At 65.2% G+C, this 13,307-nt stretch carries 10 protein-coding genes; 5 read left to right on the plus strand and 5 right to left on the minus strand.

All coding sequences use genetic code 11. The features are described from left to right. Positions 1–89: 89 nt before the first annotated feature. The 3 genes from AWB65_RS21815 to aspT (AWB65_RS21825) all read right to left on the minus strand — a co-directional run bounded on the left by AWB65_RS21815 (position 90) and on the right by aspT (AWB65_RS21825) (position 4,479). Positions 90–935: an aldo/keto reductase gene (locus AWB65_RS21815; RefSeq protein WP_087669123.1), complete on the minus strand. Its 846-nt coding sequence runs from the start codon at positions 933–935 to the stop codon at positions 90–92. Positions 936–1,002: 67 nt separating this feature from the next. Further along, positions 1,003–2,685 carry an aspartate-alanine antiporter gene (aspT, locus tag AWB65_RS21820; RefSeq protein ID WP_087669124.1) on the minus strand — a complete coding sequence of 561 codons (1,683 nt, stop codon included), beginning with the start codon at positions 2,683–2,685 and terminating at the stop codon, positions 1,003–1,005. Between the two features lie 111 nt (positions 2,686–2,796). Then, positions 2,797–4,479 (minus strand): aspartate-alanine antiporter, encoded by a 1,683-nt coding sequence (gene aspT, locus AWB65_RS21825; RefSeq protein WP_087669125.1) that lies wholly within the window; start codon positions 4,477–4,479, stop codon positions 2,797–2,799. A 560-nt stretch (positions 4,480–5,039) separates the two neighbouring features. Between aspT (AWB65_RS21825) and AWB65_RS21830 the strand changes: the two genes are divergently transcribed. Continuing rightward, positions 5,040–6,050: a LysR family transcriptional regulator gene (locus tag AWB65_RS21830; protein WP_087669126.1), complete on the plus strand. Its 1,011-nt coding sequence runs from the start codon at positions 5,040–5,042 to the stop codon at positions 6,048–6,050. A 41-nt stretch (positions 6,051–6,091) separates the two neighbouring features. On the opposite strand, the gene AWB65_RS21835 is transcribed toward AWB65_RS21830, so the two are convergent. Continuing rightward, positions 6,092–6,598, minus strand: coding sequence for a plasmid fertility inhibition factor family protein (locus AWB65_RS21835; RefSeq protein WP_087669127.1), 507 nt, complete (start codon positions 6,596–6,598; stop codon positions 6,092–6,094). A gap of 162 nt (positions 6,599–6,760) precedes the next feature. Between AWB65_RS21835 and AWB65_RS21840 the strand changes: the two genes are divergently transcribed. The 4 genes from AWB65_RS21840 to pdeM are packed head-to-tail and all read left to right on the plus strand — an operon-like array spanning position 6,761 to position 12,705. Next, positions 6,761–7,813, plus strand: coding sequence for a ligase-associated DNA damage response exonuclease (locus AWB65_RS21840; RefSeq protein WP_087669128.1), 1,053 nt, complete (start codon positions 6,761–6,763; stop codon positions 7,811–7,813). Beyond that, positions 7,810–9,477 (plus strand): ATP-dependent DNA ligase, encoded by a 1,668-nt coding sequence (locus tag AWB65_RS21845; protein WP_087669129.1) that lies wholly within the window; start codon positions 7,810–7,812, stop codon positions 9,475–9,477. Before AWB65_RS21840 ends, AWB65_RS21845 begins: the two co-directional genes overlap by 4 nt. Then, positions 9,461–12,046: a ligase-associated DNA damage response DEXH box helicase gene (locus AWB65_RS21850; RefSeq protein ID WP_087669130.1), complete on the plus strand. Its 2,586-nt coding sequence runs from the start codon at positions 9,461–9,463 to the stop codon at positions 12,044–12,046. Before AWB65_RS21845 ends, AWB65_RS21850 begins: the two co-directional genes overlap by 17 nt. Further along, positions 12,043–12,705, plus strand: coding sequence for a ligase-associated DNA damage response endonuclease PdeM (pdeM, locus tag AWB65_RS21855; protein ID WP_087669131.1), 663 nt, complete (start codon positions 12,043–12,045; stop codon positions 12,703–12,705). The genes AWB65_RS21850 and pdeM overlap by 4 nt, the downstream gene beginning before the upstream one ends. Positions 12,706–12,715: 10 nt before the next feature. Here the strand turns inward: pdeM and AWB65_RS21860 are convergent, their stop codons facing one another. After that, the gene (locus tag AWB65_RS21860; RefSeq protein WP_087654594.1) at positions 12,716–13,150 is read right to left on the minus strand and encodes a hypothetical protein; all 435 of its coding nucleotides are present in this window, start codon (positions 13,148–13,150) and stop codon (positions 12,716–12,718) included. Positions 13,151–13,307 lie beyond the last annotated feature (157 nt).

Consider the following 13,307-nt stretch of genomic DNA (forward strand, 5'->3'; position numbering starts at 1 on the left):
CATGAAGACTTTCGGCGCGTACCGTCATCAGACACGCGACGCAAATTCGCGTCGGTGCGCTAAAGGACATAGCGCGAAATGGTGGGTATTTACAGCATTTCGAGCGAACGTTTGGCTTTCGGCGGCTTGAATTGAGCGTCGATTTTGGCGAGTTCGTCGACGGATAGTTCTAGTTCCGCCGCCGCGCGATTTTCCTTCAGATGCGCCACGTTCGACGCCTTCGGAATCGAGCACACTTGCGGCTGTTGCATCAGCCACGCGAGCGCAATCTGGAACATCGATACACCGCGCGCCGCCGCGATGTCATCGAGCACGCTCTTCTTCGGCAGACGCGCATGATCAACGGGGCTGTACGCCATTGCGGGCAATCCGCGTTCGCGCAGCCACGGCAGCAGGTCGAATTCCGGTCCGCGGCGCACGACGTTATACAGAACCTGATTCGTCGCGCAGGCGTCGCCGCTCGCGAGATCGAAGAGTTCTTCCATGTCGTCGGTGTCGAAGTTGCTCACGCCCCAGTGGCGGATCTTGCCGTCGCGCTTGAGCTTTTCGAAGCCCGCGACCGCGCCTTTCAGGTCTTCGCCGCCACGCCAGTGCAGCAGGTACAGGTCGATCCGGTCGGTTTTCAGGCGCTTCAGGCTGCGCTCGCACGCCGCCTGCACGCCGCGTTCCGTGCCGTTGTGCGGATACACCTTGCTGACGAGAAAGAGGTCGTCGCGCACGGACCCCAGCGCTTCGGCGATCAGCTTCTCGCTTTCGCCGTCGCCATACATTTCGGCGGTATCGATGAGCGTCATGCCGAGTTCGACGCCCGCGCGCAGCGCCGCGATTTCTTCCTGCCGCGCGTTGGGCCGCTCACCCATTTCCCAGGTGCCCTGCCCGAGTTTCGGAATCGCCTCGCCGGTGGGCAAGGTGACGGTTTCAATCGATCGAGTCATCGTGAGTCCTCCGTTGAACGGCTATCGTACTTCGGCCGCAACGGAGCGCATTGGTTCGCTCAAGTCGCTAAACCAGCCCGACGACGAGCGGCCCGAGCAGAGTCAGCAGGACATTGGCGAGCGCATAGGTGATCGCGAAGGGAATCGTCGGCACAGCGTTGCCGGCCTTGTCGAGCACGGCGCCGAACGCGGGATTCGCGCTGCGCGAGCCGGTGAGCGCGCCGGCTAGGATCGCTGCGTTGTCGTAGCGGAGCACGTAGCGGCCGAACAGCATCGTCAGCAGCAGCGGAAAGAGCGTGACGAACACGCCGAGCAGGAAGATCGTCATGCCGCTCTGCTGCACCGTGACGACCGCCTGCAGCCCCGAATTGATCCCGACGACCGCGACGAACGCAGCGAGCCCGAAGTCCTTCAGCAATTGCGACGCCGCCGACGGCATCACGCCGTACATCGGATGCTTGCCGCGCATCCAGCCGAACAGAAGCCCCGCCAGCAGGCATCCACCGCCCGAGCCGAGCGTAAGCGGAATGCCGCCGACATCGACCACGACGAGCCCCATCAGGAGCCCCAGCACGATGCCGACGCCCATGTAGATGAAATCCGTCTTGTTGGTGTACGGCAGCTCGTAGCCGGCGGCATCGACGGCGCGTTTCGTGTCCTGCGCCGAACCGAAGAAGGTGATCACGTCGCCGTGCTGGAGTTCGGTCTCGGGCAGCACCGGCAGCGGCCGGTCGACGCGCCGGATCTCGTGGATGAACACGCCGTGCCGCAAGTCGCGATCGACGGTGGCGCGCACGGCGGCGATCGTCGTGTGGTTCATGCCTTTGCGCGCGAACACACCCTGGCGGCGCTGCATGACGATACTCATGCCGTCGGTGTCGCCGACTTCCTCGCCGAGCTGCGACGCGGCGCCCACCATCACCTCGCGCCGCCCGACGACGAGCACGATATCGCCGGCTTCCAGCGTCAGGTCGGCACGCGGCTCGATCGCCTTGCCCGCGCGGCGGATGCGCTCGATCGTGATGAAATCGGCTTCGGCCGTCTCGACCTGCGCGACGGTGCGCCCTTTCGCGCCGAGCACGCGAAAGGCCCGGCCGACGAGCACCGGCAGCGTGGACACCTGCCCCTCGGCTGGCCCAGACGCGCCCGCGAGGGACTTTTCCGCTTCGAGCGCCGCGTCGCGCAGATTCTGGCCCATGAACTTCGGCAGGATGTTCACGCACACGATGATCGCGCCGAGCGAGCCGAACACGTAGGTCACGGCGTAGGCGATCGCGACGTCAGATTGCAACGCCTTGGTCTCGGCGGCCGGAAGACCCAGGCGCGCGATCGCATCGCCCGCGGTGCCGATGATCGCCGATTGTGTGAGCGCGCCGCCCGCCAGCCCCGCCGCGAGGCCCTTGTTCAGCCCGAAGACGCGCGCGCAGACGATCACGGTGATGAGCGCCGACGCGGCGAGGAACACGGCCATCGCGATTTCGCGCAACGTCTTGCGGTTGAGCGAGTTGAAGAACTGCGGGCCCGAGTCGTAGCCGACCGCGTAGATGAAGACGGCGAACATCACGGATTTCACGCCATTGTCGATCTGCACGCCCGCCTGGCTGATCACGACGGCCGCGAGCAGCGATCCGCCGACGCCGCCCAACTGGAACTTGCCGAAATTGATCTGGCCGATCAGATAGCCGATCGCGAGCGCGAGGAACAGCGCGACTTCGGGAGACTTCTGGAAGATCTGGTGTAGCCAGTCCATCGGGTCCTCGATATATGTCGACCAGTTGGCGCTGTCCGCCAGGGTTTCAGCGCTTACTCTGGCCCCATGCGCTTGCTTTGATCCCGTGCAACGTAGGTGCGGCAGGGCCGTTCAGCCCATCTTGCTCGCCAGCCCCACCATCAGCGGGCCCATTAGAGGCAGCAGCACGTTCGAAAGCGCATAAGTAATCGTGTAACCGATGACGGGCGTCGAGTTGCCCGTCACCCCGACGAGTGCGCTGATCGCCGGCGTGCTGCACTGCTGCCCGGCAATCGCGCCCAGCAGCATCGGCACTTCGAGCTTGAGCAGCCATCGCCCGATCACGAGCGACACGAGCGCCGGCCCGAGCGTAATCACGATGCCTGCGATCGGCAGCGCGACGCCGTATTCCCGGATCAGGCGGATCGCGTCCGCGCCGGCCGACAGCCCGACCGCCGCGATGAACGTGCAAAGACCGAAGTCCTTCAGAATCTGCGCGGCGGCCGAAGGCAGCGAGCCGATTAGCGGATAGCGCGAACGAATCCAGCCAAACAGCAGCCCCGCGAGCAGACACCCGCCGCCGGTCCCGAGCGTCACGTCGATACCGCCGACGCGCGCGCTCAGCCGCCCGAACGCGATCCCGACCAGCACGCCGAGCCCGAGGAACACGAAATCGGTTTTCTGCGTCGCGCGCACGACGTAGCCGAGTTTCGCCGCGCCGCGCGCCACGTCGTCGCGGGCGCCGACGAGCGTCAGCACGTCGCCGCGATGCAGTTGCGTGCCGGGGAGCGCCGGAATCGTGCTGTCGAGGCGCGTGACGGCCGAGATGAACACGCCGCGCGCATCGGCGGGCGCCGCGCGCTCGCGCACTTGCGCGACGGTCAGGCCGTCCACGCCGCGGTGCGTGAGCATGACGTCGAGCTTGTCGGCGTAGGCATCGGAGATATCGGCGCTGAACACTTCCTCGCCGATCTCCGGAATCGCCTGCACGACGGCTTCGCGCCGCCCGCCGATCAGAATGCGGTCGTCCGCTTTCAGCACGACCGCCGGCTGCGCCTTGATCACCGAGCGGCTGCGCATCACGCGCTGCACGCTGACGTTGTGCCCGTAACGCTTTTCGATGTCGCCAATGCTCTGTCCCGCCGCGACCGTCACCTTCAGCTCGCGTCCGACGAGCGGCGGTGCGGCGAGGCTTTGCCCCTCGCCGAGCGCGCCGTCGCCGCCCAGCTTGCGCCAGATGCGTTCAGCTTCCTCGCGCAGGTTCACGCGCAGGATGAGCGGCGCGAACTGGCTCGTGAACAGCACGATGGTGACGAGCCCGAACAGGTAGCTCACGCTGTAGGCGGTGACGATGTTCGCCTGCAGGCGCGCGGTATCGGCAGCGGAAAGCCCCAGCCGGCCGATCGCTTCCGACGCCGTGCCGACGACCGCTGATTCCGTCGCGGCGCCCGCGAGCAGGCCCGCCGCGGTGCCGGGGTCGAGCCTGAGCAGCGCGACGGCCCCGAGCACGAGCCCGATCACCACGACCATTTCCACGATGGACAAGAAGCCGTAACGCCAGCCCCGGCCGATGTTGGCGAAGAATTGCGGGCCGCCGGTAAAGCCAAGGGCGAATATGAAAAGGGCAAAAGCGATATTTTTTAAATCAGGGGAAATACGGGCGCCGCTTTGTCCGAGTATCAGCGCGACAATCAGCGTTCCGCACACGCCGCCGAGCTGAATCGGACCGATTTTGAAGGAGCCGATTAAATAGCCGATGGCAAGGCTGGCAAACAATGCGATTTCGGGCTGCGCCGCGAGCAGATGCCAAAGCATTACTTATTCTCGCTGGTGAACGGAACCGACGTCATTGACGGTAAGGTCATTGCTTGTCTCCATAATGGTGCAGATTCGTAAGGCGACTTATCCGTACATGATCGTTTAATGTTATGAAGCACCCTCTCGCGATAAATAAAATCATCTTGAAAATGACCGTCGCGCGTTTTCGCGGCTTGACGGTTATCCTGCGACGCGGACCGAATACGTAACAGCACTGCTTTTAAGCTATCTCGCTTGCGTGGAAGTGCACGCTCGTGTTTTTAACGTTCGCCTTACTGTACAAGCACGTTCATGATTTGTTAAAAACATAAAATTGTTTTTAGAATAACAATTTCGCTGGTTCAGCCGAGTAACGCAAATACTGACAGGAGTGTTCCCGCGCAATTTCGAGAAAAATGTCAAACACGTTTCAAGCCACGGTTGATAATTTCCCTCAAAATTAAATATTGTAATTTGACCCGGGTGTCAATATTATTTCCATGCCGACGCAAATAGTAAGAAGTTTGCGCGGCAGCGCCTGAGAGCACAATTTGCACACATATCCGAGGGCCTCAAACATGAATCAGATCCATGCAATGCGCGTGTTTGTCCGTGTTTCCGAGACGGAAAGCTTTCGGCGTGCAGCCCAGCAGCTCGATGTCTCCAATGCGCTGGTGACCCGATCCATTGCCATGCTGGAAGCGCATTTGCGTACCCGCCTGATCAACCGCACCACGCGTAATCTTTCTTTAACCGAAGCCGGCACGCGTTATCTGGAGGGCTGCCGGGCACTGCTGGAAGAACTCGATAATCTCGAAACCGCTCTCGCCCACACCGAGGGCGAGCCGAGCGGAACGCTGCGTGTCGTTGCATCGAGTTCGCTGTCGCTGTTGACGCTGACGCCGCTCATCGATGGCTTTCGCAAGCTCTATCCGAAGGTCAACGTGCGCCTGACGCTGGCCGAGCGCCACGTCGATCTCGTCGAGGACGGCTTCGACGTCGGCATCGTGACCGCGTTCATGGTGTCCAGCACGGCGCTCGTGGAACGGCCTGTAGGCACCAACGCGCTGATTCCCGTCGCGACCCCGGCGTTCCTCGCCGAGCACGGCACGCCTGGCGCGCCGCCCGACCTGCAAGGCTATCCTGCGGTCGGACTGCCGAACGAGATTCGCAGCTCGACGTGGCATTTCCGCCATCGCCACGGCGCCTCCGACCAGGTCACGCTAGCGCCGGTGTACACCGTGAACAACGCGTTGATGGTGCGCTTGGCGACGCTCGCCGGCATGGGTTTCTCGATCCTGCCCGAAGGCATCGTGAGCGCGGATCTCGAAGCGGGCACGCTCGTGCGCGTGCTGCCGGAGTACAGCATCGACGATCCGGACATGAAGGTGTCCGTCGTCTATCCGGGCCGGCAGTACCTGCCCGCCAAGACGCGCCTCTTCATCGACTACACGCTGGAAAAGCTCGGGCCGCAGGTGAAGAACGGCATCGAGCGACCGGACGAGATACTGACGCACGTGCCCAGCATGATGCCGATGTCGAGCGGCAACGGACAGCAGACGCATCACGTCCAGCGCTCCACGCATTAACCCTGCAAACCGGCGGAACGCGCCCGCGTTCCGCCTCTAATCTACGTCTCCCCATACTCCGCCGAAGCCTCGCCCGCCGCCGCGCACATCTGCCGCAGCAGGTTCGCCTCGCGCTCGTGCACTTCCACCGGCATGCACAGCGCGCCCGCGTGCGCGAGATACCGCGCGCGATGCTGGCCATTGCGAAACGCGACCACGCCCTCGCGATTCACGCCGAGTAAACCAAGCAGCCCCTGCCCGCGCCGCGCCGAGATCGTCACGTAGGGCATTTCGGGCACGCGCGGATTGTCAGGATCGAGGAATTCGCGGATGCCTTTCACCTTGCCCGCATGCCAGTCGTTGACGGCTTTGAGCACGTAATCGGTATCGTCGCGATTGGCGCATTCGAGCAGCTTCTTCACATCGACGAGCACGACCTCATGACGTGAGCCGGGATCGTGAAAGACGCGCTTCAGGCGCACGAAATCGTAATGTGCGTGACCTTGCAGCCGCACGATATACACCGTTTCCGCGAGTGTCGGGGCAACCATCGAAGCGTTGTTCGCCATAAGGAAGAGCCTGGCTGCGCGCGCTCGATGCGCACGCTTCACGAGTAAAACTTGTACACCCTAGCGGCCGATCGTGAAAGACTCATGACGGGCACGGTGCGTGCTCTGTTGCAAGAATCAAACTACGCAAGCCGTAGAGCACGCAGAGCAGCCGGAGCGAGGTTGAACACACAAGCCGATCTCATCATCGCGCGTCCGGAAGGGCTGTTTTGCCCGCCGGGCGATTTCTATATCGACCCCTGGCGGCCCGTCGAGCGTGCCGTCATCACGCACGCGCACGCCGATCACGCGCGCTTCGGGCATCGGCATTACCTGGCGGCCGAGCCGGGCATGGGCGTGCTGCTGTCGCGTCTGCCCGGCATCGACTTGCAAGGCGCGGCTTATGGGGAGCGCGTCGTCATCAATGGTGTGACGGTCTCGCTGCATCCGGCGGGGCACGTGCTCGGCTCGGCGCAGGTGCGCGTCGAGCACGGCGGGCGCGTGTGGGTCGCTTCCGGCGACTACAAGATCGAGCCCGATCCGACTTGCGCGCCCTTCGAACCCGTGCGCTGCGATACGTTTATCACGGAGTCCACGTTCGGCTTGCCGATCTATCGATGGGAACCGTCGCAGGTCGTGTTCGACGGCATCGATTCATGGTGGCGGCACAACGCGGCGGAAGGCCGCGCCTCCGTCCTCTTCTGCTATTCGTTCGGCAAGGCGCAGCGCGTTCTCGCGGGCGTCGACAGCGGCATCGGGCGGATCTTCTGCCACGGCGCCGTCGAGCCGCTGAATCGCGCGTACGCGCAGTCCGGCGTCGCGCTGCCGCCGACGCGCCCCGTCTCTGACATCGCCGCCCGCGACAAGGCCGCGTTCAAGGGCGCGCTGATCGTGGCGCCTCCGTCCGCGCAGGGCAGCGCGTGGATGCGCCGCTTCGGCGACTACAGCGACGCGTTCGCGTCGGGCTGGATGCGGCTGCGCGGCACACGGCGGCGTCGCGGGCTGGATCGCGGCTTCGTCCTCTCCGATCACGCCGACTGGCCCGGCTTGCAAACCGCGATCGGCGCGACGGGGGCCGAACGCGTGATCGTCACGCACGGACAGATCGAGCCGATGGTGCGCTGGCTGCGCGAGCAAGGTCTGGAAGCGGGCGCGTTCACGACCGAATACGGCGACGACGCGATCGAAGCGGATGCGGCGGAAGCGCCCTCAGCAGTTGCGAGCGACGCGCAATGAAACGGTTCGCCGCGCTCTACACCGCGCTCGATGCCACGACGTCGACGAACGACAAGCTCGAAGCGTTGAAGGCCTATTTCTCGGTCGCGGAGCCAGAAGACGCGGCGTGGGCGTCGTACTTTCTCGCAGGTGGCAAGCCGCGCCAGTCGGTCCCGACGCGCATCCTCACGGAACTCGCCCGCGAGCGCGCGGGCCTGCCCGAGTGGCTCTTCGAAGAGTCGTATCAGGCGGTCGGCGATCTCGCCGAAACCATCGCGCACATCCTGCCGCCCGCCGCGCGCGCATCCGAGCTCGGGCTCGCGCAATGGATCGAAGACCGCGTGCTGACGCTGCGCGGCGCGAATCCGGCGGAGCTGCGCGAGCGGCTCCTCGGCTACTGGGACGAACTGAACTGGGGCGAGCGCTTTCTGCTGACGAAGCTGATCGGCGGCGGTTTTCGCGTCGGCGTGGCGCGGCAGCTCGTCGTGCGTGCGCTCGCGGATGTCGCGGGCGTCGATCACAAGCGGATCGCGCAACGCATGGTCGGCTGGACCGACTCGCGGCAGGCGCCGAGCGCCGCGCGTTACTTGCGCCTCGTCGCGCCCGAGAGCACGGGCGACGATGTCGATACGCCGCACGAAAGCGACCTCGGCCTGCCCTATCCGTTCTTTCTCGCGCATCCGTTGCAGATCGATCCGGCGACGCTCGGCGCAACGGCCGACTGGCTCGTCGAATGGAAGTGGGACGGGATTCGCGCGCAGCTCGTGAAGCGCGGCGGCCGCGTGTGGCTGTGGTCGCGCGGCGAGGATCTGATCACCGAGCGCTTTCCTGAACTGGCGTCGCTCGGCGCGGCGCTGCCGGACGGCACCGTGATCGACGGCGAGATTCTCGCGTGGGAACCCGGCGCCGACGCGCCGCTGCCGTTCGCGCGCCTGCAGCCGCGCATCACGCGCAAGTCGCTGACGAAAAAGGTGCTCGCCGATTCGCCCGCCGCGCTGCTTGCCTACGATCTGCTCGAAGCCGATGGCATTGACCTGCGCACAGAGCCGCTCGCCGAGCGCCGCGCGCGGCTCGATGCGCTGGCGTCGGAGATCGGGCAGACGCTCGCCGTCGATTTGCTGCGCGTGTCGCCGCTGGTTCAGGCTGACGATTGGAACGCGCTCGCCGTCTTGCGCGACGAGAGCCGGGCGCGCGGCGTCGAAGGGTTGATGGTGAAGGAGCGGCATTCGATGTACGGCGTCGGGCGCACGAAGGCGTCGGGGACGTGGTGGAAGTGGAAGATCGACCCGTATTCCGTCGATGCCGTGCTGCTCTACGCGCAGCGCGGCCACGGCCGGCGCGCGAGCCTCTACACGGACTTCACCTTCGCCGTCTGGGACGAAGCCGACGGCGTGCGCACGCTGGTGCCGTTCGCGAAGGCCTACTCGGGCCTGACCGACGAGGAAATGCGCCAGGTCGATGCGATCGTGCGCAAGACGACGCTTGAGAAGTTCGGCCCGGTACGCAGCGTCACGCCGACGCTCGTCTTCGAAATCGGCTTCGAAGGGATTCAGGCGAGTCCGCGTCATAAATCGGGGATTGCGGTGCGCTTTCCGCGCATGCTGCGCTGGCGCACGGACAAGCAGATCGACGACGCGGACACGCTCGACATGCTCAAGGGATTTCTAGATGAACGCGCCGGATGACGCGAAGCGGCGCGCGCCTCGTCCGCGTCGCGTTCCGAAGACCCGCGAGGCGCAGGCCAAGGCCGACGCCCGTGCCGAGCTGTTCCGCCCCGCGCCCTTCGCGGTCGATCCCGAACAGGCCAGCCAACCGTTCGACGTGCGCCTTAACCACTGGTTCGCCGATAAAGCCTGGCAGCCGTTCGACTTCCAGCGCGAAGTGTGGCGCGAGGTCGCGCACGGATCGAGCGGCCTGCTCCATGCGACGACCGGCGCCGGCAAGACGTGGGCTGTCTGGCTCGGCGCGCTCGCGGCGTTCGCGGAACCGAAGGCGCGCGCGCTGCCCGCGCCGCTCACCGTGCTCTGGATCACGCCGATGCGCGCCCTCGCCGCCGATACCGCCCGCGCGTTGCAGGCGGCCGTCAGCGCGCTCGCCGTGCCGTGGAGCGTCGGCCTGCGCACCGGCGACACGCAATCGTCCGAACGCGCGCGGCAGAATCGCCGGATGCCGTCGGCGCTCGTCACGACGCCCGAGAGCTTCACGCTGATGCTCACGCGCGCTAACGCGCAGGAAGAACTCGCGCACGTGCGGATGGTGGTCGTCGACGAATGGCACGAGTTGCTCGGCAACAAGCGCGGCACGCAGACGCAGCTCGCACTCGCACGCCTCGCGCGCTGGCGCCCCGAAGTGCAGGTCTGGGGCCTCTCGGCGACGCTCGGCAACCTCGCGCTCGCGCACGACGCGCTGCTCGCCTCCGTCAAAACGCCGCGCATCACCGTGCGCGGCGCGCAGCCGAAGACGCTGATCGTCGATACGCTGATTCCCGACACGATCGAGCGCTTTCCGTGGGGCGGCCATCTCGGCGTACGGCAGGTCGTCCCGGTCGCCGACGAAATCGAGCAGGCGCGCAGTTCGCTCGTCTTCACCAACACGCGCTCGCAGTCGGAAATCTGGTATCGCGCGCTGCTGGAACTGCGCCCCGACTGGGCCGGGCTGATCGCGCTGCATCACGGCTCGCTCGATCAGGAAGTGCGCGAATGGGTCGAACTCAGCTTGAAGAACGGTCAGTTGAAGGCGGTCGTCTGCACGTCGAGCCTCGATCTCGGCGTCGATTTCCTGCCGGTCGAGCGCGTGTTCCAGATCGGCTCGCCCAAAGGCGTCGCGCGCCTGATGCAGCGCGCCGGGCGCTCCGGCCACGCGCCCGGCCGCGCCTCCCGCGTGACGATCGTCCCGACGCACGCGCTCGAACTCGTCGAGGCGGCGGCGGCGCGCTGGGCGGTCGAGGAGAAGCGCATCGAAGGCCGCGAGATGCCGTACAAGCCGCTCGACGTGCTCGTTCAACACCTCGTGACGGTGGCGATCGGCGGCGGTTTCCGGGCGCCCGAACTCTTCGACGAAGTCCGCACGGCCTACGCCTATCGCGACCTGACGCAGCAGGAATTCGACTGGGCGCTCGCGTTCGTCGAGCGCGGCGGGAGCTCGCTCGCGGCGTATCCGGATTACCACCGCGTCGCGCTCGGGGACGACGGCATCTACCGCGTGCCGCGCGAGGACCTGATCCGGCGGCATCGGAACAACGTCGGGACGATCGTCGCGAACGCGACGATCAACGTCGCGTACATGACGGGCGGGCGCATCGGCGCGATGGAGGAATCGTTCATCTCGCGCCTGAAACCCGGCGACGTCTTTACCTTCGGCGGCCGTGCGCTTGAACTCATCCGCGTGCGCGACATGACCGCCTACGTGAAGCGCGCGACCTCGTCGCGCGGCGCGATGCCGCAATGGGCCGGCAGCCGCATGCCGCTTTCGTCCGAACTCGCGGGCGCCACGCTGATGATGCTCGCGCGCGCGAACGCCGGCATTTATGACGAGCCGGAGATGCGCGCCGTGCGCCCGCTGCTGGAATTGCAGGCGAAGTGGTCGGCGCTTCCCGAACCCGGCGTGCTGCTGGTCGAAGCGATCCGCTCGCGCGAGGGGCATCATTTCTTCTGCTATCCGTTCGCGGGGCGCACCGCTCATATCGGGCTCGGCTCGCTGATCGGCTGGCGCGTCGCGCGCGACCAGCCGAGCACGTTTTCCATCTCGATGAACGACTACGGCTTCGAACTGCTCTCCGCGCGCCCGTTCGACTGGGAGACGCTGATCGAGAACGGACTCTTCTCGCCCGAGAACCTGGAGCACGACATCCTTGCGAGCCTCAATTCGTCGGAACTCGCGGCACGGCGTTTTCGCGAGATCGCGCGGGTGTCGGGGCTCGTATATCAGGGGCATCCGGGGCAGCAGAAAAGCGCGCGGCAGTTGCAGGCGTCGAGCGGACTGTTCTACGAAGTCTTTCGCAAGCACGACAGCAGTAATCTCCTGCTCACGCAGGCCGAAGAGGAAGTGATGCTGCAGGAACTGGAACTCGACCGCATCCGCGTGGCGCTCCAAAGCATGAGCGCGAGCCGCCTCGCGCTGACGCATCCCAAAAAGCCGACGCCGTTCGCATTTCCGCTCATCATCGGGCGGCTGCGGGAAAAAGTGAGCACGGAGAAGCTCTCGGATCGCGTCGAGCGGATGCTGGCCGATCTCGAAAAGGCGGCGCGCACATGACGACGGAGTCGCTGACCGTCGATATCGATGGGCACACGCTGCTGCTCTCGGCCGAGCGCGCGGCGTTCGATCCGCTGCTGGGCGCGCTTTTCATCGCCGACGCGCATTTCGGCAAGGACGCGGTGTTCCGCGCGCGCGGCATTCCGGTGCCGGCCGGATCGACCGGGGAGACGCTCGCGCGGCTCGACGCGCTGATTTCGACGCATCGGCCGGAGTCGGTCGTGTTTCTCGGCGATCTGCTGCATGCGCGCGAATCTCACGCCGATGAGACGCTGAATGCTTTGTCCGAATGGCGCGCGCGGCATCGCGAACTGGCGCTGACGCTCGTCGAAGGCAATCACGACAGGCACGCGGGCGCGCTGCCGGATGCGTTCGGCGTGTCGCTCGTGAAGGAGCCTTACGCGCTCGGACCGTGGGCGCTTTGCCATCATCCGCAAACGGTAGCTGGCGCTTATGCGCTCGCCGGGCACGAGCATCCGGTGTATCGGCTGGCGACGCGCGTTGATCGCGTGCGGCTGCCGTGCTTCCGGTTTGGCGCGCGCTCAGGCGTGCTGCCGGCGTTCGGCAGTTTCACCGGCGGCTTCGAAGTCAACGAGACGGCGCGCGGCGAAGCGATCTACGTCGTCGCGGGCGAGCGCGTGTTCGGCGTGCGGCCGTGATTGCTGCAGTTCAGTGATAAATCGTCTTCGATGACGTGAGCTTCGTCAGCTTGCCGCGCTGGAACTTGTACCAGCCGTCCGTACTTTTGAGCACGGCTTCGTCCGGCTGCCAGTACACGCCGACGAGTTTCAGCCGTCGCCCGATTTTCTCGACCACCGGCGGATTCCGGCGAAAGTCGTAAAGCACGAGATCGTCGCCCGTCTCGACGATCATCCGCGCGACGGTTTCGCGCGGTCCGGAGGTGTCATCGAAATGACGCAGTCGGCTCGCTTTCACTCGATCGAACTCGCGTCCGTCGATCTGCGCGATCTGTGCGCCATCGTTAGAGACGAACTGCAGCGCTCCACCCGAAGTCGCGATCGGCCCGGCCGCGCTGCTCTGCGCATGCGCCGCACCGCTCAAAATGAGGGCCGCTAATCCAATCCACCATCGACGACCGGCCATAAAACCGCCTCTTTGGGAAAGGACGCCTTCAACCGAAAGACGCGGCATTTCTCCAACACCTTGAATGCGCAACGTTCCCGGTTTTGTCGTCTCATAATTAAAAGAACCATTCATAGCGGGGGAATCGGCGGAAAGACTTCTGCATCATCCCGGGCTT

The sequence above is a fragment of the Caballeronia humi genome (genome assembly GCF_001544475.1).
In the GTDB taxonomy this organism is placed as follows: Bacteria; Pseudomonadota; Gammaproteobacteria; order Burkholderiales; family Burkholderiaceae; genus Caballeronia; species Caballeronia humi.